Raw genomic sequence first — 25,081 nt, 5'->3', positions numbered from 1 at the left:
ACCCACCATGTTGCCCACCCACATCGACCCCCGCGAACTGCCGCGCGCGCTGCAGCGCCTTTTGGCCCCAGGCCAACCCGACGAAGCCGCAGCCGCCGCCCTGCCGCGCCGCAGCTTCCTGAAGCTGGCCGGCGTCGGCGGCCTGGCGATCGGCGCGTTTCCGCACCTGGCCATGGCACAGGCTGATGGCGCGGCAAAGCCGGCCGGCGCACTCAAGCCCACGCAGCAGCCGCTGGCCTTCGTGCAGATCGCCGCCAACGGCGAAGTCACCGTGACGCATAACAGGCTTGAATTCGGCCAAGGGGTGCAGACGGGCCTGCCGATGATCCTGGCCGAGGAGCTGGATGCCGACTGGAGCCTGGTGCGCAGCAAGAGCGGCACCAACGACGCGGCCTACCACGACCCGGTCTTCGGCATGCACCTTACGGGCGGTTCCAACTCGATCAAGAACAGCTTCACGCAGTACCGCGAGCTCGGCGCGCGCGCGCGGGCCATGCTGCTGTCCGCGGCCGCGGCGCGATGGAACGTCGACGTGGCCACACTGCGCACGCGGGCCGGAACGGTGCTCGGCCCGGGAGGCCGCAAGCTCGGCTACGGCGAACTGGCTGAAGCCGCGATGGCGTTGCCCGTGCCCGAGAAGGTCACGCTGAAGGATCCGAAGGAATTCAGGATCATCGGCCAGCCGACCACGCGGCTCGATGCGCCCGCCAAGAGCAGCGGACGCCAAGACTTTGGCATCGACGTCAAGCATGCGGGCCAGCTCACGGCCGTGGTCGCGCACCCGCCGGTGTTCGGTGCGCGCCTCAAGTCGATCGATGACGGTGCTGCGCGCGCCGTGAAGGGCGTGAAGGCCGTGCTGCGCGTGCCGCTGGATCGCGGCGGCGAAGGCGTGGCGGTGGTGGCCGACGGCTACTGGCCCGCCAAGCTGGGCCGCGATGCACTGAAGCTGCAATGGGATACGTCGGCGGTCGAGAAGGTCGACAGCGACAGGCAACTGGTGCAATACCGCGAGCTGGCCGCAAAGCCGGGCCCGCGCAAGTTCGACGCCGACATGGCGCCCCTGGCCAAGGCCCCTCGCAAGCTCGAAGCCGAGTTCGTGTTCCCCTACCTGGCCCATGCGCCGATGGAGCCGCTGAACTGCACCGTGAAGCTCTCGGGCGACCGCGCCGAGCTCTGGGTCGGCACCCAGAGCGCAGGGCTGGACGCGGCCGCGGCGGCGCGCGTGCTGGGCCTCAAGCCCGAGCAGGTGAGCGTCCATGTGCAGATGGCGGGCGGCGGCTTCGGCCGGCGCTTCGTGGGCTCGAGCGACTACGTGGTCGAGGCCTGCGAGATCGCCAAGGCCGCGCGCACCGCGGGCCTGAACGCACCGGTGCGCCTGCTATACAGCCGCGAGGACGACATCAAGGGCGGCTACTACCGCCCCATGCACCTGCACCGCGCGCGCATCGGCTTCGACGAGCGCGGCAAGGTGCTGGCCTGGGACCACGTCATTGTGGGCCAGTCGATCCTCACGGGCACGGTGTTCGAGTCGTTCCAGGTGAAGGACGGCATCGACGCGACGGCCACCGAAGGCATGCGCGAACCGTACCCGATCCCGATGCGCCTGACCGTGCACCATCCCAAGGTCAACGTGCCCGTGCTGTGGTGGCGCAGCGTGGGCTCCACCCACACCGCCTTCGTGATGGAGACGCTGATCGACGAGATCGCACGCAGCACAAAGCAAGACCCCGTGGCCTATCGGATGCAACTCTTCGGCGACAAGCACCCGCGCCACCGCGCTGCCTTGCAACTCGCGGTGGACCAGAGCGGCTACGGCAAGAAACAGCTGCCCGCCGGCCGCGCCTGGGGCGTGGCGGTGCACGAGTCCTTCGAGTCCGTGGTGGCCTACGTGGTGGAAGCTTCGGTGAAGGACGGCCAGCCGGTGCTGCACCGGGCCACGGCCGGCGTGCATTGCAACCTCGCCGTGAACCCGCGCAGCGTCGAGGCGCAGGTGCAGGGCGCTGCGGTGATGGGCCTGTCGATGTGCCTGCCCGGCGCCGCCATCACGCTGAAGGACGGCGTCGTGCAGCAAAGCAACTTCGGCGACTTCGCGGTCCCGCGCATCACCGACATGCCGGAGTTCGCGGTGCACATCGTGCCGAGCGCGGAGCCGCCGAAGGGCATCGGCGAGCCGGGCCTGCCGCCGCTGGCACCGGCCTTCGCGAACGCCATCGTCCAGCTCACCGGCAAGCCGCTGCGACAGCTGCCTTTCAGCGTATAGAACCGTTGCCGGTGGCGCCGAGCCGATGGATCGCCGGCTCGTCGGGTATGCCGGCGCGCAGGCGGCGCACCACGCGCTGGCCTGCTGAAGGCTGCCCGCGTACCGCGGCACGCCGGGCCAGGTCGTGGCTGCCGTGCGGCACCACCAGGACATCGCCGGCGCCGCCGTTGAGCACGCGCTGGGCCACGCTGCCGAAAAAGAAGTCCGAGAGCGCCGAGGCGGGATGCTTGCCGACGACGACGAGCTCGGCGCCGCTGCGCTGCTGCTGCACCAGCACCTGGCGCGCCGGGTTCCCGTGCCCGATGGCCGACAGCACGCGGTTGCGGCGCGCCTCGTACGAGTCGGTGAGCCAGAACATCCGGTCGCGCGCATGTCGCAGGCATTCGTTGCGGTACGCCTTGATCGCCTGCTCCGAGACCTCCGCGTAGCGCAGCTTGCCCTCATTGGCGGTGCTGATGGCGTGGAACAGCTCGATGCGGGCCTGCTGGTTGAGCGCAGCGCCGAGCGCCACCAGGTCGCGCGACGCCTCGGAAAAATCGACCGCCACGACCAGGCTGCGGTAGGGCCCCGAGGCCGGTCGCCGCACGACGAGGACCGGACACTGGCGCTGCCGCAGCACGGCCTCGACGGGCTCGCCCATGAAGAACGACCGCAGGCCCCGCGCCGGCGCGGCGCCCCAGACCAGCAGATCGGCATCGCGCGTAGAGGTGAGGACGTCCTCGACAGTGAAAGCCGTCCGGTTCACGGCGCGCGCGCGGATGCCATGACGCTGTTCGATTTGCAATGCATGGTGCGCGAGCCGGCATACGGCATCGGGCGGAGGCTCTCCGGGGAACGCGACGCAAAGCAGCTTGAGCGAGGCGCCATGTTCGGCGCACAGGAGCGCTGCGCGGTCGAGCGCGTGGTTGCCTTGAACGGAGAAATCGGTGATCGCAAGAAGAGAACGGGGAATCATTGCAAGATCCTTTGGCAATGGCTGCGCCCGCACCCGGCCCACGACGGGGTGTCCAAAAGCCTTGGTGCCGGCAGCGCGTGTTGGAAAAGCGGCTTGTGTTCGAGCCGGGTAACGGCCGTGACTACGTCGCGTAGTCGCCCGTGGCCTCGGGCTGGAAGAGGATGGCCTTCACTTCAGCGGCGCACTCGCCGCCGTTCGGCGTCCGCCATTTCGCCGTCTCTCCAGCGCGCAGGCCCAGCAGGCCGTTGCCCACCGGAGAGAGCACGGAGATGAGGCCCGCCGCAGGGTCGGCATCTTCGGGGTAGCAGATGGTGAGAGCCTGCTGCGCGCGTGTGCGCACGTCGACGATCTCGACCTTCGAGTTCATCGTCACCACGCCCGGGTGAACCGCGCGCGAGCTCGTGATCTCCGCGCTGGCGAGCAAGTCGGCCAGGCTCGGCGATCGCTGGCGCTCGAGCAGCTTGCTCAGGCGGGCGAAGTCAAGGCCGGTGAGCGTGCGCTCGCCGTTGATCGTTGCATGCATCGACGCACTCCATCGAATGCGATCGCCGCCCACGGGGCTGGCGGTCGCTATAGCGCGGGTCTTTGTGCCCGGCGGTCGATGGTTGCGCTGAAAGGGAGAAAGCGGACCGCCGGGCTCAGGAGTGTGCTGGCGTCAGCTCGCGGCGCGCCTTTTTGTTTGCGAGCGCACGCGCGCAGGCCGCTGCGAGGAGCAGCGTGGCCAGAACGGCATGGGTGCAGACAAGGGCGGTAGTCATGCAGCGAGTCTATGCAGTGCGCGACGCAGAAGCAACCAATGACCTCATGCTTCCTGCCAGATTGACGCCCGCCCGGCTGCCCCGATCGTCATCCCTCGATCGAGAGGAAGTGATGCACCTCGGGCTTGCCCGGCCCCATGTGAAAGCGCATGGCCTCGCCTTGCAGATCGGCGTCGGCGTGCGACACGCGATGGTGCTGGCGCAGGTGCTCGGCCCACGACTCGACGAGAAACCACTCCACGATGCGCTCGGCATCGACCGTGTGCTCAGTGATGCCCCAAGCGTAGGCGCCGTCGCGCCGGCGCTCCAGCGAGAGCCGCCTCATCACGGCGAGGAACGCGGCGCGGTCGTCCTTGCGGATGCGGTATTCGACCTGGATCATCACGGGCCCGCGGTCGTGCGCCACGGGCTCTGCAACGAGCGGCTCGGGCCAGTGGTTGGAGGGCTGCAGGTCAGCCTCACCGGCCGGCAGCTTCACGCGGTGGAACGCGAGCGCCACCGCCACGAGCCCCACCGCACCCACCACCAGCGTCGCCGGCACCCCCACTTGCTGCGCCACCAGGCCCCAGCCCAGGCTGCCGGCGGCCATGGCGCCGTTGAAGACGGTGAGGTACACCGCCAGCCCGCGCCCGCGCACCCAGTTCGGCAGGATGGATTGGGCCACGCCGTTGAGCGTGGTGAGCGCAATGATCCAGCCGAGCCCCAGCACCAGCAGCAACAGCACCGCGAGCCACTTCGGTGGCGCGAACACGAGGCTGCCCATCACGGCCGCGGTGAGCAGCGATGCGAGCAGGATGAGCCCGTCGGCGTCGAGCCTTGCGCGCAGCCTCGGCATGACCAGCGCGCCGGCGATCGCGCCGGCGCCCACCGCACCCAGCAGCACGCCGTAGAAACCGGCCGTGCCGCCGAGCATCTGGCGCGCGACCAGCGGCAGCAGCGCCCAGACCGAACTGGCGAACAGGAAGAACACGGCCGCACGCAGCAGCACCACGTGCAGCTCGCGGCTGGCGCGCGTGTAGCGCAGGCCGGCGCGGAAGGCGCCCAGGAAGTTCTCGGACAGGCCGCTGTCGACGGCGGCCGGGCGCTTCCACCACAGGAGCGCGGCAATCACGAACGCATAGCTCAGCACGTCGATCCCGTAGGTGACCGCTGCACCGAAGCTCGCGAGGATCAGCCCGCCCGCGGCCGGGCCGATGGAGCGCGCGATGTTGATGCCCAGCGAGTTCAGTGCCACCGCGCCCTTGAGCTCGGCCCGCGGCACGAGCTCAGGCACGATCGACTGCCAGGTCGGCCCCATCAGCGCAGCGCCGATGCCGCCCACGAAGGTCAGCGCAATGAGGTACTCGACGGTGAGCGCGCCGGTGTGCGAGAGCACCAGCAGCGTGCCGCTGACGGCCGCGAGCACCAGCTGCACGAAGATCAGGAAGCGCCGCCGGTCGAGGATGTCCGACAGCACGCCGGCCGGAATCGCCAGCAGGAAGATCGGCAGCGTGGCCGCGGTCTGGATCAGCGCCACCGCGGTCGGGTTGGCCGAAAGATCGGTCACCAGCCACGAGCTGGCCACGTCGCGCATGAAGCTGCCGATGTTGCCGAGCACGGTGGCGGCCCACAGCACCGCGAACACCGGCTGGCGCAGCGGCGCGAAGGCGCCGGGCTGCGAAGGAACAGCAGTCTTGAGGGCATCAGTCATGAGTACGTTCTTTCAGGTCATGCCAGGCCACCAGCAGAAACCCGCCGACCAGCCCCAGGTGCTCGAAGAAGGAGTTGGCTGCCATGAAGCGCTCGGGCTGAGGCATCTCCCAGAAGCGCAGCGCGACGAAGGTCGCGAGCAGCGTGAAGCCGCCCAGCGCGAGCGCGCCGAGCCACCGCAGGAAGCCTGTGAGGATGAGCACCGAGGCGCCCAGTTCCAGCACGATGACGGCCACCGCCAGCGGCGCCGCGGGCGACAGGCCGAAGTGGTTCATCTCCGCGATGGATGCGTTGAAATCCACGGCCTTGTTGAAGCCGCCCTGCAGGTAGGCCGCGCACAGCAACAGCAAGGCGATCCAGCGCAGTGCGGGGATGGGTTGCCAGCGGTTCGTCATCACACCGCCCAGCAGGCGCAGCCGAGCGCGCCCCAGAAGCTCTTGAGGTCCGCGATCGGCAGCTTGCTGCTCCAGGCCGTCGCGTGCTGGTGACCGTGCACGCTGCAGTTGTTGGCGCAGGCGCAGGACATGGCCGCGTGGCGCATCGCCTTTTGCAGCGGTGCGCCCTCGGCATCGCCCCAGCCGGCATAGCCGCCGAAGCTGCGCACCGGGGACCAGTCGGGCATGGCCGGCGGCGGCGCGCCCTCGTCGTGCGACTGGAACGGCCCGGCGCCATACACCACCTTGCCGCCCACCATGGTCAAGAGCGCCGTGGTGTCGGCGATCTCCGATTCGGCGCAGGCGAAGAAGTCGCGGTCGGGCACCACCAGGTCGGCGAGCATGCCGGCCTCGATGCGGCCCTTCTTGCCGATCTCGTTGGAGAACCAGGTCACGTTCTCGGTCCACATGCGAAGCGCGGCCTCGCGGTCGAGGCAATTGCGCTGCGGGTAGAGCTGCATGCCGCCCACCGTCTTGCCGGTGACCAGCCACGAGAGCGACACCCACGGGTTGTACGAGGCGACGCGCGTGGCGTCGGTGCCCGCGGACACCTTCACGCCCTTCTCGAGCATGCGCTTGACCGGCGGCGTGGCCTCGGCCGCACCGGCGCCGTAGCGCTCGACGAAGTATTCGCCCTGGTAGGCCATGCGGTGCTGCACCGCGATGCCGCCGCCCAGCGCGGCGATGCGGTCGATCGATTTCTCGGAGATGGTCTCGCAGTGGTCGAAGAACCAGTTCAGGCCCGCGAGTGGCGTGTCGCGGTTGACCTTCTCGAACACGCCGAGCGCGCGGTCGATGGTCTCGTCGTAGGTCGCGTGCATGCGCCACGGCCACTTGTTCTGCACCAGCACACGCACCACTTCTTCCAGATCGCCTTCCATCTCGGGCGCCATGTCGGGCCGCGGCTGGCGGAAGTCCTCGAAGTCGGCGGCCGAGAAGACCAGCATCTCGCCCGCGCCGTTGTGGCGGAAGTAGTCGTCGCCCTGCTTGTATTTCGACGTGGCGGTCCAGTTGAGGAAGTCCTGCTTCTCCTGCTTGGGCTTTTGCGTGAAGAGGTTGTAGGCCAGGCGGATGGTGAGCTGGCCGGCATCGGACAGCTGCTGAATCACCTGGTAGTCCTCGGGAAAATTCTGGAAGCCGCCGCCCGCGTCGATGGCGCCGGTCACGCCCAGTCGGTTGAGCTCGCGCATGAAGTGGCGCGTGGAATTGAGCTGGTATTCGAAGGGCAGCTTCGGCCCCTTGGCCAGGGTGGCGTAGAGGATCGACGCATTGGGCTTGGCCAGCAGCAGGCCGGTGGGGTTGCCGGCTGCGTCGCGCACGATCTCGCCGCCGGGTGGCGCGGGCGTGTCCTTGGTGTAGCCCACCGCACGCAGCGCGGCGCCGTTGAGCAGCGCACGGTCGTACAGGTGCAGCAGGAACACCGGCGTGTCGGGCGCCACCGCGTTGAGCTCTTCGATGGTCGGCAGTCGCTTTTCAACGAACTGGTGTTCAGTGAAGCCGCCCACCACGCGCACCCATTGTGGCGCGGGCGTGATGGCGACCTGGCGCTTCAGCATGGCCATCGCGTCGGCCAGGCTGCGCACGCCGTCCCAGCGCAGTTCGAGGTTGAAGTTGAGGCCGCCGCGGATGATATGCAGATGGTTGTCGATCAGGCCCGGCAGCACGCGCCTGCCCTGCAGGTCGATCACGCGGGTGCCGCTGCTCGCCAGCGGCAGGATGTCTTGCGCGCGGCCCACCCGGGTGAAGCGGCCGTCCTTGATGGCCACAGTATCGGCCACGGGGTTGGCACGGTCCAGCGTGGTAAAGCGGCCGTTGTGCAAGATGAGGTCGGGGGCGGTGGTTGTGCCTGCCATGTCGGGTGTCCTCGAAGGGTTGAATTGGGCCATTGCCGTACCGCCAAGGGCGGCGCCGAGCGTGCCGAGGCAGAGCCGCCGGCGCTGTTCGTCGAATGATGGATCGCTCATGCTTCTTTGCCCGGTGCGGCGGCCTGGCCGGCCTTGGCGCATTGTGGCAATTCGCCGAACACATGCGGCTTGACCTGGTGGTGGAGCCACGACGTGGCAGCCGCGGCCTCGGGCTTGAGCCAACCCTTGACCAAGGGCGGAATCTGCTCGCCGAGCAGGATTCCGAGAAGCCCCACCAGGGCGATCACCGGCGGCGCCGGGGAGCGCACCTGAAAGAGCGCGTAGATCACGCCGACCAGAAGGCCCAGCGCAAGCGACAGGACATAGGGCTTCATCGGAATGCGCCCGCTCAGCCTTCGTGCGCGCCGAACATGGTTTTGGCGTAGGTCACGCCCAGGCCATAGGCGCCGCCGAACTTCTTTGCAATGCCGGTGGTGAGTTCGTAGGTGTCGGTGCGTGCCCAGTCGCGCTGCAGCTCGAGCAGGTATTGCAACGAGGTCATCGGCTGCGCGCCGGCCTGCACCATGCGGTCCATCGCGCGGTTGTGCGCCTCGGTCGACACGTCGCCGCAGGCGTCGGCGATCACGAAGACCTCAAAACCCTGGTCGAGCGCCGACAGCGCGGGGCCCACAATGCACACGCCGGTCCACAGGCCCGACAGCACGATGCGCTTCTTGCCGATCTCGTTGACGCGATCGATCACCGCCGCGTCTTCCCAGGTGTTCATCGAGGTGCGGTCGAGCATCTTCTGGCCGGGGAAAGCGTCGGTGATCTCGCTGAACATCGGGCCCGAAAAACTCTTCTCGGCCACGGTCGTGAGGATGGTCGACACGCCGAAGCCGGCCGCGGCATTGGCCACGAGGGCGGCGTTGTTGCGCAGGTTCACCGCGTCGATCGAGTGCGTGGCAAAGGCCATTTGCGACTGGAAGTCGATCATGACCAGCGTGTGGTCAGCGGGGGTGAGAAGCTTGGCGCCGGCGGTGGGGGTGGCTTTGATGGACATGAAATACTCCGTTTGAAAAATGATTGAAGAAAGAAAAAAGAAACGAACAGGAAATCGGGAAGCGTTGTCGGCTTTATTGAAATGACGGCAGCTCGTTCGGCCGCAGGTCGAACACCAGCACCTCGGCGCCTTCGCCGCGTGCCAACTCGATCCGCTGTTCGCCGCGCAGCCGCGCGCCGTCGCCTTCGCCCAGCCGCTGGCCGTTGAGCTCGACGCTGCCGCGCGCCACGTGCACATAGGCATGGCGATCGGGGCCGAGGGCGAGCGATGCGGATTCATCGCCGTCGAACAGGCCGGCATAGACGCGGGCGTCCTGGTGCACGGCGAGCGAGCCGTCGGTGCCTTCGGGCGAGACGATCAGCCGCAGGCGTCCGCGCTTTTCTTCCGGTGCGAAGTGCACCTGCTGGTAGCGCGGTGCCACACCCTTGGCGTTCGGCGTGATCCAGATCTGCAGGAAGTGCAGCGGATCGGCCGCCGACGAGTTGAACTCGCTGTGACGCACGCCGGTGCCCGCGCTCATCATCTGCACGTCGCCGGGGCGGATGACGGAGCCGGTGCCCATCGAGTCCTTGTGCTCCAGTGCGCCGTCGAGCACGTACGAGAAAATTTCCATGTCGCGGTGCGGATGGGTGCCAAAGCCGCGGCCCGGATGCACGCGGTCGTCATTGATTACCAGCAGGTCCGAGAAGCCCTGTTGCGCGGCGTCGTGGTAGTGGCCGAAGGAGAAGGTGTGGCGCGACTTGAGCCAACCGAAGTCTGCGAGTCCGCGGTCATTGGCGCTGCGAATTTCCAACATGATTTCCGTCCTTGTGGTTCGATGGATTCGATTTGATTCACAATTACCCCGAAGAAGAATCTCCGAGCCATGGCTGAATCATCTTTCTTTCCGAGAGACCTGTTGACGAAACTTTTCACCTTCAGTCATCGAATTTTTCGATGATTCAATTTCCAAGGACTAGCCCTTGCTGAAACTCAGCCTCGAAGCCATCGAACTCGTGGACGCCATTGCGCGCCATGGCTCCTTCGCCGCCGCGGGCGCGCGCCTGAACAAGGTGCCCTCGACCATCTCGTACGCGGTGGGCAAGCTCGAGGAGCAACTGGGCATGCTGCTGTTCGTGCGCAACGGGCCGCGCGTGACGCTCACCGCGGCCGGCGAGGAAATGCTCAAGGAAGGCCGCTGGCTGCTCGGCGCCGCAAGCGATCTCGAATCGCGCATGCGGCAGATCGCCACGGGCTTCGAATCGGAGCTGCGGCTGGTGCACGACTCGCTGATTCCCACGCAAGCACTGATCGACGACATCCGCGCCTTCGAGGAACTGCGCTGCGGCACGCGGCTGCGCATCGGCTGCGAGGCGCTCACAGGCAGCTGGGAAGCATTGCGCGAAGGGCGCGCCGACATCGTCATTGCCGCCGGCGAAGGGCCGGCCGGCGGGGGCTACCAGGCCGTGATGGTGGGCAGCCTCGAGTTCGCGTTCTGCGTCTCCGCGACGCACCCGCTGACCCGGCTCGGCCGGCCGCTGCACCGCGGCGACCTGCTCGAGCACAACGCCATCGTGGTGAGCGACAGCGCACGCACGCTGTCAGACCGCACCGTGGGGCTGCTCGCCGGACAGCACCGCGTGGCCGTGCCGTCCATGGCCGCGAAGATCGCCTGCCAGGCCGCGGGCCTTGGGCACGGCTTCCTGCCGCGGGCGTGCATCGATGGCGAACTGGCGCGCGGCACGCTGGTCGAACTCGCCACCGAGGAGCCGCGGCCGCCCGAGGCTTTCTGGCTCGCGTGGAAGACCAACGCGCGCGGCCAGGCCCTGCGCTGGTGGCGCGAGCGGCTCAACCGCACGCTGGTGCCGGCGCTGCTGCCGCGCTCGCTCTGAACATCGCCCCTCAGAACACCAGGCGAGGCGCACCCTGTCGCAGGACTGCACACGCCACCGGCGGAGACCAAACGCCGGCCAGCGCCTCTGACAGCGCGGCCAGCAGCTGCGGCACATCGTCGGCGGCATTGGCATGCAAGGCTTCGGCCACGATGAGCACGCGGGAGGTTTCGCCGCGCACGGCGGAGTGGGCGCTTTGGCGATGCGTCCAGCGCCGGGCGTGCGCGCGGCCGTCGGCATCCGCGAAGATGACTTCGCCGCGTTCGGGCGTTTCCGTTTCCCCCGAGAACGCCAGGTAGCTTTCCGTGCCGCCCGCGCACCGCACCTCCAGCCCCTCGGACACCTGCGACAGGTCGAACACCGCGATCGGAATCGCGAAGGCCACCGACACCGCATTGCAAAGATCGACCAGCGGATGAATCGGCGGCAGCGAGCCTTCCTTCCTGAACCGCCGCAGCAAGGACTCGGACGCGCACCGGTACTGCGTGGGCTTGAGACCCATGCGCCCGAAGGTGCGGCGCCAGGCCTGGACCTCCGGAAGATCGGCTTCCGTGCCGGCGGCGCCGAGCCTGGCGCGTGCGATGCCGTGGTGGTGCGCGACCTGCGCCTCCACCATGGCGTTCCTGTGGATTCCCTGGGCCACTAGGACGCCGGGCACCAGTTCGGGATGGCGCTCCCAGATTTCCGGCGAATGAGAGAAGAAGAAGTGCATGCCGCAGTGTGTCGCTCCCATGGCGGCGCGTCTTGAACGCTATTGCAGCGGTGCGGGCTGTATCCACGCGCGCTGCCATGCACCGGGCGTGTAGCCGAAATGCCGGACGAACGCGCGTGTCATGTGGCTCTGGTCCGCAAAGCCGGTCGCCATCGCCGCTTCCGTCAACGCGGCGCCCTGGCGGACGAGTGCGCGTGCGACTTCCGTGCGCTGTTGCAGCAGCCACGCAAACGGCGTGACGCCATGGACATCCTTGAAGCGCCGCAGCAGCTGGAATTTGCTCACACCTGAAGCGGCGGCCAGTTCGCCCAGGCTTGGTGGCTGTGCGAGGTTGTATGCGAGCATTTCGCGGGCCCGCGAAACGTCGGCCGATGCCGCAGGGGCGCTCAGCCGGCCTGCGCCGTGACGCCCGACGAGCAGCGTGCAGGCCCGCACCAGCAGTTCCTCGCAACGCAGTGCGTCGGCCAAAGCCTCGGCCTCCAGCATGCGCAGGAGTTCGCCGAGCACGCGCCGCAATTCGTCGTCCACGATGACCGGGCGAATCAATGCCATGTCCTGCGCCACGCCAGCGGAAGCCGCATCCACCGCCCATCGAAGCGCATCGGGTTCGAGGTACAGCATGCGCCAGCGCCGAGCGCTCCCGCCGAGCGGCCTGCCGTCATGCACCTCACCCGGATTGGTCGCGATGAGGTTGCCTGCATAGGCATCGACGTTTCCGCATCCGCTGGCCGAGGTTTGGGCGCCCTCGTCGATCACTCCCACGCCGAAGGTGGCATGCCAGTGCCGGCCGTAGTGTCGATTGCTCGAGATGCTCGTGCCATGCACGCCCTCCCAGGGTGAGCCGAAGACGCGGCAGACGTGGTGCGGGTTCCTCATCGCGCGGAGTATGCATGCGCTGGGTCCAGTCCCTCGGCGTGGATCGTTCGATATATGCTGGTATTCCGGTGCGGCATCGCCGAACATCGCGAATCGCTCGAAAAACCAAGAACCAACAAAGACCCATGAGCCGCATCCTCGTCCTCCTGCTGGGCCTGCTGCTCGGCCTTGTCGGCTGCGACGGCGGCAGCTACACGAAAAAAGGTTTGCAATGGTCTTACGACGGCACGCCCTTCACGCCCGCCGACCTGAAGACCTTCCGCGCCCTGGACAAGCACTTCGCGCGCGACGCGAAGCACGGCTACTACCGGGGCGGCACCATCGACGGCAGCGACGGCGCCAGCTTCGAGGCGCTGTCCGACCATGAGGCACGCGATCTCCAGACGGTCTACTACTGCGATACTTACCGCAAGGGCCAGGAGTACTGGGCCATTCAATACGTTCGCGTCACGCCCATCAAGGATGCGCATGCGCCCACCTATCGCGTGCTGGGCTTCGGCTATGCGCGAGATCGCTCGCGCGCCTACGAAGACGGCGTGGGCTTCACGGTGCGAGACGCGGCGAGCTTCGAGCCATTGGGCTCGCAATTTGCGCGCGATTCAGAGCGCGGCTATTTCGCTCGCGCCGAGATTCCCGGCAGCCACGGACCGACGTTCTCGCTGATCGACGCCGGGTATGCGCGCGATCGCACCAGCGCCTATCACGCCCACATCGAAACCGACACGCCCAATCGAGGACCGTATCCCGTGGTGCGCACCCTGCGCGGCGCGGACAGCGCGGCCTTGCGTGTTCTCGGGCGCGGCTACGCCTCGGACGCTGCGCATGTCTGGTACCTGGGCGCACCCGTGCTTCATGCCGATGCCGCGAGCTTTGTGGTGGTCGACGATGTCACGGGCGACATCGATGCAAGCGATCGCACGGGCTCCTGGAAACAGGGGCGAAACGCTGCTGCCGCCACACGCTGAGCCTCGCCGGCCAAGGCGGATGCAGAAAGTTTCCCCTGCCGCCGCATGCACTGGCTACGATGTGTCCACGCCTACAAGGAGCACAGACATGTCGAATCACGTTTACAAGTCGCTCGAGCTCACCGGCTCGTCGCCCGTCAGCATCGAGGATGCCGCGCAGACGGCCATTGCAAAAGCGCATGAGACGGTTCGCAATATCCAGTGGTTCACCGTCACCGAGACGCGCGGCCACGTGGTGGACGGCAAGATCGCGCACTGGCAGGTGACGCTGAAGATCGGCTTCACGCTCGAATAGCGACTGGCTGCGGCCGGCCCGCTAGTCCGCGATCACATGGAGGCTGTGCTTGCTACGGCGCGCGCGGGCGCACATCCGCGCCAGATCCAGCAGGAAGCCGACCACGGCCGGCTTGTCCGTGCAGCCCGGCACCGCGGCCAGGATGTCCTTGCGCAGCGCCGTCAGGCCGTCGCCTGAGACCACCATCTCCGCGGAGGCGCCGTAGTAGTGCTTCCAGAACTTCTGCAGCGCTCCCTGTTTCAGTTCATCGATGACGAGCGAATAGCCATCCTCCCAGATGGATTCGTCCATCGGAAGACTGGGGAGGCCCGGCGTTTCGGGCCGCATTCCTTCTGGCACCTGGATGATTCGCCGCATTTTTTCAGCCGCTAGCTGCAGTTGCCCGGCGCACCGTTGAATTCGGGAAACTCGGTGACGACCGTGCCGTCGGTTGCGCTTTCGACGATGAGGCGTCCGCACTTTTCGCCGGCCGTGCCGACGACCTGGTTGAAGTTGGCGTCATAGCGAATCCGATTGTCGGGCTGCAGGGTGCGGGTCTGGTTCGGCGCAGTCTGCACCATGTGGCAGAAGTTTTGCGCCGCGGCGGCATTGGTGCAGTACTGCGGCAGCAACTGGCTCGCGCCGGACGTTGCGGTGCAATGGCGCGCGAAGATGTGCTGGTAGGCGGTCGCAGTGACAACGCACGGCGCATCGACAGCCACCCGAGCCTCCCCGGCCTTCGGCCCGCCGCTCTGGCAACCGGTCAGCACCGCCATCGAGATGGCACAAAGGATGGCGAGTTGGCTTGTGTTCTTCATGATCTTCTTCCTCAGCGAAATTTGATGATGTAGTTGATGGCCAGATTCTTCGGCCGCGTTTCCGAAGTGAGCCGCGCGGGCTGGATGGGCGCGCTGGTCTGCAGGTCGCCCGACGTTTGGCCGGCCGCATTGCCGCTTTGCGACACCGCCGCCAGCGCCACCACGTTGTAGGTGTGGGTGTGCGTCTGCATGGCGTCGCATTGGTAGGAGCCCACGCCGTTGACCGTCCCGCTGCCCGTCGGCGCCATGCGCAATGCGGCATCCGGGTCCATGCCCGAGCCCGCATCGTTGCCGCGCAAGAAGAGGCCGCGGTAGTCGGGAATGCAGAAATCGTCGCTGACCCCGCCGTACAGGTAACCCAGCGCGGCAAACAGCTCCGGATACGCGCTGACCTTGAGCTTGCGCCCGTCGCACAGCATCCAGCCCTGTGCCTCGAGGTAGGCGGTCGGGATGTCGTCGCGCTTGGGCGCCGCCACCGAGTTCTGGCTCGCGCAGGCGGTGTTCTTCCAGATGTTGTTGGCGTCGCCCGAAACGGGGTTCACCTGTCCGGCAAAACCGCAGACGCTGCCTATGACGCATGCATCGAACATGTCGCATTCCTTTCAAGCCGGCCCGCCGCGCAGGCGGCAGGCCGGTCGGGTAGGTGAAGCGCCGGCGATCAGCGCGAGGTCAGGCGCAGACGCTTGTCGTTGGCCTCTACCAGCGAGTCCGGCTTGACCCAGGTGTCGTTGGCGTTCAAGGTCGTGGTGAGCGAATAGACGCCGGTGGGGTACGTCAGTTCGAGCGCGTTGTTGATCGAGTTGACGTCGATGACCTCGCCCTTCTGGTAGTTGCCGTATGCGATGAAGTACCGGGGATGTGGCGAGAAGGTCAGGTTCCCGTTGGGGCGTGCCTGCGCCGCGAAAACCGTGCTGCCCGACATCGTCACGCCGACGGAGGCCTGCGACTTGAGCGGAATGTCCGGGCTCTGGGCCAGGTAGAACCGATCCTTGTCCGGACCCTGGGCCTCATCGGTGAAGAGATAGCCCTTGTTGTAGTCCAGTGTGATCTTGTTCTTGCCGCCCTGAGGGATGTACTTTTCCGAGGCCGCGAACCGAATGCCGGGCTGCAAGTCGCCCGTTTCAGCCCAAGAGAAGCCGACGTCCACCGTCCACTCGAAGGTGAGCTCGGCCGTAGGGCTCGGGTTGGAGTACTTGGAAAACCAGGCCAGGGCCATGGCGTTGGGCGCCCACGCGGTCGGGTCGTTCTGGAACACCATGAAGTAGTCGGAATGACTCGACCTGTTGTTGATGGTGACGGAGTAAATATTTCCCATGACGCTCTCCAGAAGAAGTGGTTGGTGGAACAGTCCGGACCACTGTGGGACCGAACTGGAACCAACTCTAGGGAGCCACCCTCTTCAACGGAATTACAGGCGATTACACGGAGCGCAGGCCTCCGGCCGAGCGGCCGTTCAGCTGCGTGCGCCGCCCTCGATCAGGAACGGGTAGTTGCCAAAACGCACATCGCCGCGGCGGCGCTCCACCAGCGGTGGCTCGGCCGCGTGCGTGGGCAGCGCATTCAAGATCTGGTGCTTCGCGCGAAAGATCTGGATGTTCACGTAGGACGGCTCCACGCCGAGCATGCGCGACAGCTCGTCCAGCGCGATCCAGCCCTGGCTTTGCGGCGCAAGCCCGCGTTGCACGTCCTGCGAGCGCACCCTCGCGAGGGTCACGAGGGTGTAGTGGTGGATGCGCTCGCCAAGGGAAACCGACTTGCCGTCCGTCACCAGGCTCAGGCTCGTGTGCTCCTCGTTCTGGCTGACATTGAAGTGAAGGGCAACCTCCACGGGCTGCGGCGACACCGAAGCAATCTGGTTTTCTGCCGTCGATTCCAGGTCGTCGCACAGCACGAACTCCCACGTGCTGCCGGAAGTCCGCACCATGGCGCCGTCGCCCAGCTGGTCGATGCCGTCGATGTGCTCGAGCACCCATTGGCCTTCGAGGAAATAGACGTTCACCTCGGGCTGCTGCGCGTCCGGCAACAGGTTCTCGCGCAAGTTCAATGCCACCAGCGAGCCCTGTCCGTCACTCGGAAAAAGACAGGTCGCTGGAGGCGTCAGATCCTCGGCGATCCAGGCCGATTCGTCGCCCAGGCCCAACTGTATTTCTGCGCCCGGCGGCACCACGGTCCATCGGCCGCTCGGCAGTCGTTCGCCATTCAGCGTGGTTCCGTTGCGGCTCTGATCGACGATCTCCCAGGCCAGGCGATTCCAGCGAACCAGCGCGTGGATCTGCGACACGTCGGGCGCCTGCAGCACAGTTTGACAGGCCGAGGGGCGCCGGCCGAAGGCGTGCATGGGGCGCAGTACGGTGCCGCGTTGATCGAGCTTGTTTCGGAAGATGGCCATCGGTTGCTTTTGCTGCTTCGCGCTCAAACGTAAAGCGCCTGGGGGTTGAGATCGCTTTCCTGCAGCGGGGAGCCGCGCCATCCCATGGCGACAGGCACGCGGTAGAGGCGCGGGTTGCCCAGCTCGGGCCAGATGTGGCACAGGCCGGGCACGACCACTTTCACGGTGCGAAGCGGAATGTCCGGCCGCGTGTAGTCGAGAACCACCGTCTCCATACCGAGCGACACAGCGATGCGCACGCAGCGTTCGATCTCTTCGGCAATGTCCGCGCTCGGCGCCACGGTGGGTGGGCGCATCGGTGCCGCATCACCATCGCCTTCTTCCGCCGGCATGAGAAAGTGCGGCGCGTCTTCGGGACCGCCTGGATGCGGTACGGAAAATTTCTTTCCGGCGGCGATGAGCTGGCTCATTTCCGTGTGCGCGCGCTCACAGGCGAGCGCGGCACTCGTGCTGCAACCGAAGCCGATGGCCCAGTCACCCGTTGCGTCATGCCGGCCGATGGCGGCCACGACCGGAATGCCGAAGTCGTGGGTGAGGTCCAGCGCCCAGTGCCGCCATTGCGGCCCCAGGCTGCGCGCGATGCGGGCGCGGCTTTGCGCATCGAGGCACCCGAGGTCGATGGCGGGCCTGGAGATTTCGCCGTACCACCAGATGGCGGCGGCGTCGCGCTCCACCAGTTCGAGAAAGCCCTGAAGGATGGCTTCCTCCAATGTGTTCCCGGCAGCGCAGCCGTTCGACGTCCACACCGAATGCCGCTGGCTCTCCACCGGGGCGTTGGCATGGCAGAAGGCCAGCGGCAGGTAGCAGCGGGACCTGGACGTCAGCGACCAGGCCGGCGTCCACCATGCCGGTTCGTGCGCAGACGGCGCTGGTGAGGCCACCGCATGCGGCGGGTCGTTCGCTTTCAGTTGCATGCGCTGCCTGTCGCTGAAAAGCGCGAGCGCCTGCGGCAGGATGCAGCGCGCGTCCAGCGCCGACGCCGCCGCGAAAACGCAGGCCTCATCGCCCTGGTGAAAGGCGGCGTACCGCTCCACGGCTTCGCACATTGCGCTGGCACGGGACTGGTCCGTGGACATGCCCTTGCCAAGGCACACCTGGACCAGGGCGCTGGCGGAAGAATCGCCGTGCGCGGCGGGTGTCCTGAAGATTTCGCTGCGATAGACCGTGAGTGCATCTTTCGCTTCGGTGCCCAGTGGCACGACGCGCGCAATGACGCCGCACAGCGGATCGAGGTGCGGGGCCAGGCGTTCGAGCGTGGCGGCCGCGGGCATCGTGCGCCAACCGCCATCGGGCCGGGCGCTTGCAAGGCAAGGCGCAGGCACCACCGGACGACGCTGAAGTTGCGCCATGAGCCCCGCATCGCCGCACTGCGGACACTGGGGCCTCGGCACGACGGCATGCGGCTGCGCGGGCTCGATGGTCCACAGCGCCTGGTCGGCGTTTGCAGCAACGATCTCCCGCGCCAGCGGGAGCAGGCGCTCCAGCCGATCACGGGCGAGCTTCGCGTCGGCGCGTACCGGCAAGCCGACGCTTCGGCCGCCGTGCCTGTCCTGCCACCAGGCTCTTGCAGGCTGGTTCCGCAGCAGGCGATGCGCAAGGCAATGCCAGCATGCCGTGGCGGCGGCGGCCTGCGGCGTGAACAGCGGCCCCACCATAGCCCGCTCGCCCGTCGGCTTGACCAGCAGCCACGAACGCCTTGCGGCCCGCTGCTGCGCATCGATCAGGCCGAGCCGGGGATCCAGGTAGTCGTCGCAAAAGACGACGGTGCGCACTTCATCCCCGCCGGCTGCGCGCGCCCAGCGCCGGGCCGCTTCGGGGTCCACAACTTGCGACAGCACGATGGCGTCGACGTGCGCCTCCACATGGACGCGCTCGAACGGCAACGAAAAATCCGGAACCACGTGGCGCTCTGCGTCATTCCCCGGCACCGGCCTTGCGAGGCCCTGCCGCGCCAAGGCTTCGAGCGCATGCAGCATCTCTGCCAGCAGTGCGGGCACGCCCTCGTTTCTGCAATGCGAGGCCAGGCTCACACGCTCGCGCAGCATGCGCTCGACGGCCAGCACGCCGGGCGCGCCGAGCAGGAACAGGTCGGTCTCGCTCAACAGCAGCAGGCCGTCCGGCCTCAGCAGCGGCGGCAGGAACCTGCCGTGCCACTCGAAAACACCGGTGAAGAAATCCGTCGACGGCAGGCTATGCGTCATGCGGCGATCCCAGCGCGAAGCGGGCGACCGTGTAGGGCCAGCGGCCGGTCGCCGCGCGGAATGCGGCCTCGAAGAGCCGGTGCGAATCGGAGAACTGCGAATAGAGGTGGTCCTCGGAGACCACGCGAATCGATGGATGGATGGCCGCGATGCGGGCCGAGTCCTCGAAGCCGGAGACCACCGGCAGATGCATGCCGCCCACCTGCACCGGCATGCCCGCCAGGACCGGATGGACGTAGTCCAGCACGACGACGTTTGCGGACCCGCGCCGCTCGAACCGTTGGGCCAGATGCAGCAGCATGGCCTCCAGGGGTGCCTGCGGCAGATAGGGGCACACGCCTTCCAGCATCACGAGCACGGGCCGGCCGGCCGGCAGGTCGGCCGCATCCAGCCACGCCGGGTCGAGGATCGAGCACGCGAGGTTGCGCTCGCCTTCGCCGGGCGTCACATGCTGCTCGCGCAGGCGAATCGCATCCGGCAGGTCGACGTTGAGCCAATCGACGCCAACGCCTTGCGCCACGCGCAGCCCCAGCCGCTTGCGGCGTGTGCACAGCCCCGCCCCCAGCGTGATGCCGATGCCGAGCGGATGCGCCGCGAAGAACTCGGCCGCCAGGCGATCGATCAATGCGGCGCGCAAGACCACGCCGCGGACGAATGCCGCATCCCGCGTGCCGGCCGACAGGTCGAATGGCAGCGCCGCGGCAACGCGGCGCGCCTCCGGATCGGAGAAGACCGACGCGGCGATGACGCTCTCGGACCCGGCCCGGGCCGCGAGTGTCAGCAGCAGCGTCGCGGTGGCGCCTTGCAGCGCCGTTGCCGCCGTCCCTTCGGCCGGGGACTCAGCAAGTGAAGGGATAGGCACTGCCCGTGTTGTTGTACGCGGTGAGCGCAATCGCGCGCATGCCCTCCTCCGCCGGTGCCTGCGGGTAGTTCAGCTGGATCGTGTTCTTGATCAGCGAACCGCTCGGGCCCTTCAGGTTCCACTCACCGCGTGCGGCGTCCCAGGTGAGCTTCGGATGGGTGGCAAACCGGATCTGGAAATTGAATGGGTTGTTGTAGCCCAGCCATTGGCTCAGCACCGGGGCCTTGTCGGTGGCGAGATCGCCGGTCAGCTCGCTCAGGAACTGCGGCGATTGCCATGCGAGGGCGATGGCGCGCAGCACCACGCCGCCGAAAGCCAGCAGCGAATCCGGACCTCCGCCCGGAATGCCAAGCCCCGTCGGCAGCGCACCTTGCGGCGGTCCGACGGGCTTGTCCGGTTTGTCGAAGGCGGCGGCCGCGCCCATGAAATTGGGGAACAGCTGGTAGTAGGCGGCCAGGGCCTCGGCCGCGTGAGACGACGTCGGCGCCTGCGGCAGCACGATGACGAAGGCATCGTCGGGGCTGATCCAGCCTGCCGTCAGCACCGGCTTCCATTCGGCCCTCTGCGCCGGATCGCTGTTGAGGTACAGGCCGATGTTCACCTGCGGCCACAGCGTCGGCAGGCCGAAGTCGCGATGCAGCATCGGCTGGATGTCCTCCTGGTCGAGCAGTTCGCGCCGGTACGCATCGTCTTGCCACGATCGCGCAAGGGCCCGGAGGTAGGCGAGACGGAATTCGAGCAAGGGCTCGGCTGCTGCACTTTGGCGCTGGGTCATGATGACTTCTTCCTTGGTTAAGAAAAATGCGCAGGCATCGGCTTGCGCGGGCACAACTCCGGCCGCATGGCGGCCAGATCCTTCAAGCGTCTGTACACATCCCGGTCGGCCGGCGCGAGCGCCTGCAACGCTGCCAGCGCGTCGAATTCGGTCCGGTGTTTTCCACCTTCCCGCGCGACCTTCGCGGCGCGGGAAAAAGACAGCATCGCCGGCGCACGTTCGGCACCCGCGCCCAGAAGGTAGCGGGCCTTCTTCAGGTGGAGTTCGGCGCTGTACAGCCTCTCGTTGAGTTGCTCCGCCAAGCGCAGGCAATCGTCGATGCGGTCGATTGCTTCGCCCCATCGCTCGCGGCCGGCCAGCGTTTCGGCGGCGAAGGCGCGGTAGTACGTCTGGCAATAGCGGCACCCCATGTTCCACAAGGCCTGCACAGTGGCGTCGGCCTGCGCGATGTCTTGCGGGTCGCCCGTCGACCAGCATCGGATGATGTCCGCATAGCCCTGGAAAGCCGGCAGGCCGTAGCGCGCCGTGATGTCGAGCAGCTCGGTGGTGCTCGCCAGCGCAGCCGCCTTGTCGCCGCGGGCCTGGTGGCCCAGGCTCTGGTACAGCAGGGCCATGCTCAGCGAAGGAATGTGGGACATCTCCCGGGCCCACCGCACGGCCTGGGCGGCGTCGGTGGCCGCCGCCTCATCGTGGCCGGCGAACCATCGCACCAGCGAACGCCCCGTGGTCGCCCACACGCGCGTGTCGAAACCGAAATCCGCCGCATGGTGAGCGTGCGCCTCGGGGTCGTAGCGCTCGACGGCGTCGGTCAACGCGCGTTCCGCCATGGCGAACCGGCCGTCGGAATAGTGCGCAAGGCCTAGGTAGGTCTGGCCGGCGACCAGCACGCCCTCATCCTGCTGATGCCTTGCATGGCCCAGCAGCCTGTGGCTCAGCCGACGCACCTCGTCGCGGTTGCTCGCAACGTGGTGGAAGGTGATCATGGCCCACAGGTGCTGCACCTGCTTCTCCGCGGCCACCGTGTCGTCCAGCAGTTCCTGCGACAGGGCGATGCGGTCGACCACCTGGTCATGGGCCCAGCCGTACTTGTTCATCATCGCCTGCGTTACATAGCTGTTCACGTCCAGCCGGATTTCGCGCTGCAGGGCGCCGGCCAGATGCCCGATCCAGCCGTCGATGTGCTGCGCATAGGCGATGGTTTCGTCGTTGAGCGAACGGTGCTGCGTGAGGCGAAGCTGCCGCACCGCGTGCGCAGCCGCCTGGGCGTGGTCTCCGGCATCGGCCCAATGCTGCGCGACGATGCCCGGCTCGTTGGCAACGCGCTGCGGGTCGCTCTGCAGCAGGGCCTGCGCCACTTTCTTGTGCTGCTGCCGGCGCTGCGCGTCCAGCATGCATTCGTACGCAGTGTCGCGGATCAGCGCATGCCGGAAGACGAAGGCGTCCGCACTCGCGCCGGACGGATCGGCCGGCATGACGAGCCCCGCATCGCGCAGGGCGTCCAGGTCTCCGTCCACCATCTCGCGCGTCTTGCCCGAGCAGGCGCACAGCAACCTTGCGTCGAATTGCCGCCCGATGGTGGCTGCCAGTTGCAGCAGGCTCTTGGCGGGCCCGAGGCGATCGAAGCGGCTCACCAGAGAGTCGCGCAGCGTGACGGGGATGGCGGCCGGCTGGGCGGTGTGCTTGAAGACCCAGGCACCGCCCTGTTCGACCAGGTAGGTGTCCAGCAGCATGCGCGCCATCTCCTGCACGAAGAGCGGCACGCCGTCGGTGCGCGCGACGATGTTGCGGATCACCGCGGCATCGATCTTCCTCGGTGCGAGCACCTGGCGGGCCAGCTGGCTGGCCTCTGGATCGTCGAGCCTTCGCACCTCGATGCATTCGGCCTTCAGGCCTTGGGGCCTTTCCCATTCAGGCCGTGCCGTCAGCACCAGCAGCACACGCCGGTCGGCCAGCTGCGCGATCAGCTGCTCGAGAAATTCGATGCTCGTGGGGTCGGCCCAATGCACGTCCTCGACCACCAGCAGAAGCGGCGCCGAGGCGGCCATGTGCAGCAGCCACTGAGCGGTCGATTTCAGCAGCAGTGCCTTCTGCATCGCGGGCGACACCTGGCTTGCCTGCTGGCCCGCGGCCAGGGGAAGCGACAGCCATGAACAGAAGATCGGGGTCACGGCAGGGCCGTCGCAGCCGGCGGCTTGCAGGGCCTCGTTCAGTTGGCCGCGTTGATCGTCCGGCGATGCGCCCGGCACTGCTTCGAGTTGCTGGCGCAGCAGCGCGAGAAACGGCATCAGCGCACTGTTGCGGTGTTCCGGCTGGCATTGGGCGTTGACGGAGTTCGGGCCGCCTTCCTCTGCCACGTGCTCTCGCAGCACGTCGACGAGACAGGACTTGCCGATGCCCGGCTCGCCGCGGATCCACACCGCGCGCCCATGGCCCAAGGCGGCTTGCGCCCATTCGGCCCGCAACAGCGCCAGTTCCCGGTCGCGCCCGATGCACATCCGGCTCAACGCACCCGGCGTGGACGCAGGCGGCGATGAAGTTTGGTTCTGCGCATCCAGCCGGTAGGTCTGAACACCGGCGGACAGTCCCGGCATGCTCACGCTGCCGGCCTCTTCGAAATGCGCGTGGCGCGTCAGCAGGCGATAACTGCTTTCGCTCGCGAGCAGCGTCCCCATCTCGGCCATGCCCTCCAGGCGCATCGCCACGCTCACGGCATGGCCCGAGGGAATCTCGCCGCCCGCCACCACGGCCATGCCGGTGTGCATGCCCATGCGAATGCCCAGGTGCGCGCCGTGGGCCTGTCGGATGGCGGCCGATCTGCTGCGGCCGAGGGCCGTCAACTCGAGCGCCGTCATGCACGCTTGCCGCGCGTCGGTGTCGCTCGCATGCGGGTAGCCGAACAGGACGATCATGCGGTCGCCCAGCGTGCCCGCCAGCAGGCCGCCGCGCCGCGTCGCCGCTTCTGAAAAGCGACCGAGCTCTTCGCGCTGCAGCAGCTCCAGGTTCTCGATGTCCGAGGGCAGGGACGCGCCCTCGCCGCCTTCGCTCTCGCCGGTGTCGGGCCAGACCGCGACGCTGCAGCACAGCACCGTCAGTTGCCGCTTCTCGGAAAAAGCCCTTGCCGTGGCCACGGTGCGCGCCAGTGAATCGTCCCCCTGGCCCTGCGCCGGCCTGAAGGCACCCACGAGGTCATCGAGCCTGAGCCGGCCGAGTTCTTCGAGCAACGCGGATGCCGAACCGCAGCGTTCGACAGGCTTCTTCTTCAGCACACGCCGCAGCAGCTGCGCCACCGGGTGCGCAGCAATCTCGGCCGGCAGCGGCACGTCCTGCGGGCTCAGTTGTCGATGCACGATCTCGGCGGCCGAATCGCCCTGGATCGCGGGCACGCCCGTCAGGCATTCGAGGAACATCAATCCCCAGGCATAGAGATCGGACCCGGCGCTCGGCGGCTCGCCGCGAAGCTGCTCCGGCGCGCTGTATGCCGGCGTGCCGAGGCACTCCTCGTCCAGCGTGAGCGTTGCGAACTGAACCTCTCTTTGCAAGGGGATCACTGTGCTGATCCCGAAGTCCAGCACTTTTGCATGCGGCAGCGCGCCGGTGAAGCTCACCATCACGTTGTCGGGCTTCAGGTCGCGGTGGACGATGCCGGCGCGATGCGCGCAGTCCAGCGCATCGAGCACTTCCGCCATGAGATGGCCAGTCTCCGCCGCGGTCAGCGAGCCTCTGCGCCGGATCAAGCTCTTGAGCGTTTCTCCGGGCACGTATTCGAAGATGCCGTACACACAGGCGCCCTGCTCGCCCTTGTCGAGCAACTGCACGATGTGCGGATGATGCAGCGCGGCGCAGAGCCGGGTCTCGCGATGAAAGCGCGCCACGCGCTGTCGGCCCTCAAGAAGCTTCACGACCTTGATCGCGACCGTGTTTCCCGTGTGGTGCTGCGTGGCGCGATAGACGGTGCCGTAGCCACCGACGCCCAACACGTCGAGCAAGTCATAGCCCGGAATGAACAACGGCTCCGGCGCAACCTGTTCGGTCGCGTCAATGCGCGCAATGACGGCATCCTGCATTTCAGCCCCACCTGGTTGATTGGCCAACGCAATACCGAAGTGCGTTGCGGCTACGGTTGGCCGCGCAGTCAAATCGATCGAAACACGATTTTTTACTGTAGCCCAGAGGAGATTTATTTCGTAAGAGATTCTTCAAAAAGAAAGCGCAGCGCAAGGGCAATGGAGGTCTTTTTAGCGCGTGCTTGTTCGCGTGTAGGTTGAAAGAACTCCTGGTTTTTGGAGATCAGCGCCCAGCGGAAATCGATGCCGTGGTTTTTAAGCGCCAGCCGAA

General features: G+C 67.2%; 23 protein-coding genes. 4 read left to right on the top strand and 19 right to left on the bottom strand.

The genetic code is table 11. The features are described from left to right. The first annotated feature begins 7 nt into the window (after positions 1 to 7). A complete protein-coding gene (locus tag BLR24_RS04985; RefSeq protein WP_093014709.1) occupies positions 8 to 2,260 on the top strand; it encodes a xanthine dehydrogenase family protein molybdopterin-binding subunit in 2,253 nt (750 codons plus the stop codon). On the opposite strand, the gene BLR24_RS04980 is transcribed toward BLR24_RS04985, so the two are convergent. The 8 genes from BLR24_RS04980 to BLR24_RS04945 form a co-directional block, all read right to left on the bottom strand. Next, positions 2,250 to 3,215: a universal stress protein gene (locus BLR24_RS04980; RefSeq protein ID WP_093013581.1), complete on the bottom strand. Its 966-nt coding sequence runs from the start codon at positions 3,213 to 3,215 to the stop codon at positions 2,250 to 2,252. The genes BLR24_RS04985 and BLR24_RS04980 overlap by 11 nt on opposite strands. A gap of 121 nt (positions 3,216 to 3,336) precedes the next feature. Further along, complete coding sequence (locus BLR24_RS04975) at positions 3,337 to 3,738, bottom strand: GreA/GreB family elongation factor (protein WP_093013578.1); 402 nt, start codon at positions 3,736 to 3,738, stop codon at positions 3,337 to 3,339. 323 nt (positions 3,739 to 4,061) lie between these two features. After that, the gene (locus tag BLR24_RS04970; protein ID WP_093013575.1) at positions 4,062 to 5,663 is read right to left on the bottom strand and encodes an MFS transporter; all 1,602 of its coding nucleotides are present in this window, start codon (positions 5,661 to 5,663) and stop codon (positions 4,062 to 4,064) included. Then, positions 5,656 to 6,057: a DoxX family protein gene (locus BLR24_RS04965; RefSeq protein ID WP_093014706.1), complete on the bottom strand. Its 402-nt coding sequence runs from the start codon at positions 6,055 to 6,057 to the stop codon at positions 5,656 to 5,658. Before BLR24_RS04965 ends, BLR24_RS04970 begins: the two co-directional genes overlap by 8 nt. After that, entirely contained in the window at positions 6,057 to 7,949 is a 1,893-nt protein-coding gene (locus tag BLR24_RS04960; RefSeq protein WP_217636299.1) for an amidohydrolase, read from the bottom strand. Before BLR24_RS04960 ends, BLR24_RS04965 begins: the two co-directional genes overlap by 1 nt. A 107-nt stretch (positions 7,950 to 8,056) precedes the next feature. Next, complete coding sequence (locus BLR24_RS04955; protein WP_093013572.1) at positions 8,057 to 8,335, bottom strand: DUF1427 family protein; 279 nt, start codon at positions 8,333 to 8,335, stop codon at positions 8,057 to 8,059. Positions 8,336 to 8,349: 14 nt separating this feature from the next. Further along, complete coding sequence (locus tag BLR24_RS04950; protein ID WP_055798514.1) at positions 8,350 to 9,003, bottom strand: hydrolase; 654 nt, start codon at positions 9,001 to 9,003, stop codon at positions 8,350 to 8,352. Positions 9,004 to 9,076: 73 nt separating this feature from the next. After that, the gene (locus tag BLR24_RS04945) at positions 9,077 to 9,799 is read right to left on the bottom strand and encodes a pirin family protein (protein ID WP_093013569.1); all 723 of its coding nucleotides are present in this window, start codon (positions 9,797 to 9,799) and stop codon (positions 9,077 to 9,079) included. A 166-nt stretch (positions 9,800 to 9,965) separates the two neighbouring features. Between BLR24_RS04945 and BLR24_RS04940 the strand changes: the two genes are divergently transcribed. Further along, positions 9,966 to 10,874 (top strand): LysR family transcriptional regulator, encoded by a 909-nt coding sequence (locus BLR24_RS04940; RefSeq protein WP_093013566.1) that lies wholly within the window; start codon positions 9,966 to 9,968, stop codon positions 10,872 to 10,874. 10 nt (positions 10,875 to 10,884) lie between these two features. Here the strand turns inward: BLR24_RS04940 and BLR24_RS04935 are convergent, their stop codons facing one another. Next, positions 10,885 to 11,586 carry a B3/B4 domain-containing protein gene (locus BLR24_RS04935; RefSeq protein WP_093013562.1) on the bottom strand — a complete coding sequence of 234 codons (702 nt, stop codon included), beginning with the start codon at positions 11,584 to 11,586 and terminating at the stop codon, positions 10,885 to 10,887. Positions 11,587 to 11,625: 39 nt separating this feature from the next. Then, entirely contained in the window at positions 11,626 to 12,462 is an 837-nt protein-coding gene (locus BLR24_RS04930; RefSeq protein ID WP_093013559.1) for an AraC family transcriptional regulator, read from the bottom strand. A 125-nt stretch (positions 12,463 to 12,587) separates the two neighbouring features. Between BLR24_RS04930 and BLR24_RS04925 the strand changes: the two genes are divergently transcribed. Further along, positions 12,588 to 13,427: a DKNYY domain-containing protein gene (locus tag BLR24_RS04925; RefSeq protein ID WP_175543181.1), complete on the top strand. Its 840-nt coding sequence runs from the start codon at positions 12,588 to 12,590 to the stop codon at positions 13,425 to 13,427. Positions 13,428 to 13,515: 88 nt separating this feature from the next. Continuing rightward, on the top strand, positions 13,516 to 13,722 hold the full coding sequence (locus BLR24_RS04920) for a dodecin (protein WP_093013553.1): 207 nt from the start codon (positions 13,516 to 13,518) through the stop codon (positions 13,720 to 13,722). Between the two features lie 21 nt (positions 13,723 to 13,743). On the opposite strand, the gene BLR24_RS04915 is transcribed toward BLR24_RS04920, so the two are convergent. The 9 genes from BLR24_RS04915 to BLR24_RS04875 all read right to left on the bottom strand — a co-directional run bounded on the left by BLR24_RS04915 (position 13,744) and on the right by BLR24_RS04875 (position 24,810). Next, positions 13,744 to 14,013 carry a hypothetical protein gene (locus BLR24_RS04915; protein ID WP_254787170.1) on the bottom strand — a complete coding sequence of 90 codons (270 nt, stop codon included), beginning with the start codon at positions 14,011 to 14,013 and terminating at the stop codon, positions 13,744 to 13,746. Between the two features lie 77 nt (positions 14,014 to 14,090). Further along, the gene (locus BLR24_RS04910; protein ID WP_093013547.1) at positions 14,091 to 14,519 is read right to left on the bottom strand and encodes a hypothetical protein; all 429 of its coding nucleotides are present in this window, start codon (positions 14,517 to 14,519) and stop codon (positions 14,091 to 14,093) included. Between the two features lie 11 nt (positions 14,520 to 14,530). Next, the gene (locus BLR24_RS04905) at positions 14,531 to 15,109 is read right to left on the bottom strand and encodes a tail fiber protein (RefSeq protein WP_093013544.1); all 579 of its coding nucleotides are present in this window, start codon (positions 15,107 to 15,109) and stop codon (positions 14,531 to 14,533) included. Positions 15,110 to 15,177: 68 nt separating this feature from the next. Then, entirely contained in the window at positions 15,178 to 15,834 is a 657-nt protein-coding gene (locus BLR24_RS04900) for a hypothetical protein (RefSeq protein WP_093013540.1), read from the bottom strand. Positions 15,835 to 15,972: 138 nt separating this feature from the next. Then, complete coding sequence (locus BLR24_RS04895; RefSeq protein WP_093014700.1) at positions 15,973 to 16,908, bottom strand: FHA domain-containing protein; 936 nt, start codon at positions 16,906 to 16,908, stop codon at positions 15,973 to 15,975. A 23-nt stretch (positions 16,909 to 16,931) separates the two neighbouring features. Further along, positions 16,932 to 19,109: a TOMM precursor leader peptide-binding protein gene (locus BLR24_RS04890; RefSeq protein ID WP_093013537.1), complete on the bottom strand. Its 2,178-nt coding sequence runs from the start codon at positions 19,107 to 19,109 to the stop codon at positions 16,932 to 16,934. Beyond that, the gene (locus tag BLR24_RS04885) at positions 19,099 to 19,971 is read right to left on the bottom strand and encodes a class I SAM-dependent methyltransferase (RefSeq protein ID WP_254787169.1); all 873 of its coding nucleotides are present in this window, start codon (positions 19,969 to 19,971) and stop codon (positions 19,099 to 19,101) included. Before BLR24_RS04885 ends, BLR24_RS04890 begins: the two co-directional genes overlap by 11 nt. Further along, positions 19,949 to 20,746 carry a BMA_0021/BMA_0022 family TOMM bacteriocin gene (locus BLR24_RS04880; protein WP_254787168.1) on the bottom strand — a complete coding sequence of 266 codons (798 nt, stop codon included), beginning with the start codon at positions 20,744 to 20,746 and terminating at the stop codon, positions 19,949 to 19,951. Before BLR24_RS04880 ends, BLR24_RS04885 begins: the two co-directional genes overlap by 23 nt. Positions 20,747 to 20,763: 17 nt before the next feature. Further along, the gene (locus BLR24_RS04875) at positions 20,764 to 24,810 is read right to left on the bottom strand and encodes a TOMM system kinase/cyclase fusion protein (RefSeq protein ID WP_093013534.1); all 4,047 of its coding nucleotides are present in this window, start codon (positions 24,808 to 24,810) and stop codon (positions 20,764 to 20,766) included. Positions 24,811 to 25,081: the final 271 nt, after the last annotated feature.

Origin of the sequence: Variovorax sp. OV700, assembly GCF_900099805.1 — a bacterium.
Lineage (GTDB): Bacteria > Pseudomonadota > Gammaproteobacteria > Burkholderiales > Burkholderiaceae_C > Variovorax.
The sequence above is the reverse complement of the archived record's forward strand: the minus strand, read 5'-3'. Positions and strand labels throughout refer to the sequence as shown.

Coding starts and splice junctions, on each gene's coding strand:
- BLR24_RS04985 (WP_093014709.1), top strand. CDS start 8: ATGTTGCCCACCCACATCGACCCCCGCGAACTGCCGCGCGCGCTGCAG.
- BLR24_RS04980 (WP_093013581.1), bottom strand. CDS start 3,215: ATGATTCCCCGTTCTCTTCTTGCGATCACCGATTTCTCCGTTCAAGGC.
- BLR24_RS04975 (WP_093013578.1), bottom strand. CDS start 3,738: ATGCATGCAACGATCAACGGCGAGCGCACGCTCACCGGCCTTGACTTC.
- BLR24_RS04970 (WP_093013575.1), bottom strand. CDS start 5,663: ATGACTGATGCCCTCAAGACTGCTGTTCCTTCGCAGCCCGGCGCCTTC.
- BLR24_RS04965 (WP_093014706.1), bottom strand. CDS start 6,057: ATGACGAACCGCTGGCAACCCATCCCCGCACTGCGCTGGATCGCCTTG.
- BLR24_RS04960 (WP_217636299.1), bottom strand. CDS start 7,949: ATGGCAGGCACAACCACCGCCCCCGACCTCATCTTGCACAACGGCCGC.
- BLR24_RS04955 (WP_093013572.1), bottom strand. CDS start 8,335: ATGAAGCCCTATGTCCTGTCGCTTGCGCTGGGCCTTCTGGTCGGCGTG.
- BLR24_RS04950 (WP_055798514.1), bottom strand. CDS start 9,003: ATGTCCATCAAAGCCACCCCCACCGCCGGCGCCAAGCTTCTCACCCCC.
- BLR24_RS04945 (WP_093013569.1), bottom strand. CDS start 9,799: ATGTTGGAAATTCGCAGCGCCAATGACCGCGGACTCGCAGACTTCGGT.
- BLR24_RS04935 (WP_093013562.1), bottom strand. CDS start 11,586: ATGCACTTCTTCTTCTCTCATTCGCCGGAAATCTGGGAGCGCCATCCC.
- BLR24_RS04930 (WP_093013559.1), bottom strand. CDS start 12,462: ATGAGGAACCCGCACCACGTCTGCCGCGTCTTCGGCTCACCCTGGGAG.
- BLR24_RS04925 (WP_175543181.1), top strand. CDS start 12,588: ATGAGCCGCATCCTCGTCCTCCTGCTGGGCCTGCTGCTCGGCCTTGTC.
- BLR24_RS04920 (WP_093013553.1), top strand. CDS start 13,516: ATGTCGAATCACGTTTACAAGTCGCTCGAGCTCACCGGCTCGTCGCCC.
- BLR24_RS04915 (WP_254787170.1), bottom strand. CDS start 14,013: ATGGACGAATCCATCTGGGAGGATGGCTATTCGCTCGTCATCGATGAA.
- BLR24_RS04910 (WP_093013547.1), bottom strand. CDS start 14,519: ATGAAGAACACAAGCCAACTCGCCATCCTTTGTGCCATCTCGATGGCG.
- BLR24_RS04905 (WP_093013544.1), bottom strand. CDS start 15,109: ATGTTCGATGCATGCGTCATAGGCAGCGTCTGCGGTTTTGCCGGACAG.
- BLR24_RS04900 (WP_093013540.1), bottom strand. CDS start 15,834: ATGGGAAATATTTACTCCGTCACCATCAACAACAGGTCGAGTCATTCC.
- BLR24_RS04895 (WP_093014700.1), bottom strand. CDS start 16,908: ATGGCCATCTTCCGAAACAAGCTCGATCAACGCGGCACCGTACTGCGC.
- BLR24_RS04890 (WP_093013537.1), bottom strand. CDS start 19,109: ATGACGCATAGCCTGCCGTCGACGGATTTCTTCACCGGTGTTTTCGAG.
- BLR24_RS04880 (WP_254787168.1), bottom strand. CDS start 20,746: ATGACCCAGCGCCAAAGTGCAGCAGCCGAGCCCTTGCTCGAATTCCGT.
- BLR24_RS04875 (WP_093013534.1), bottom strand. CDS start 24,810: ATGCAGGATGCCGTCATTGCGCGCATTGACGCGACCGAACAGGTTGCG.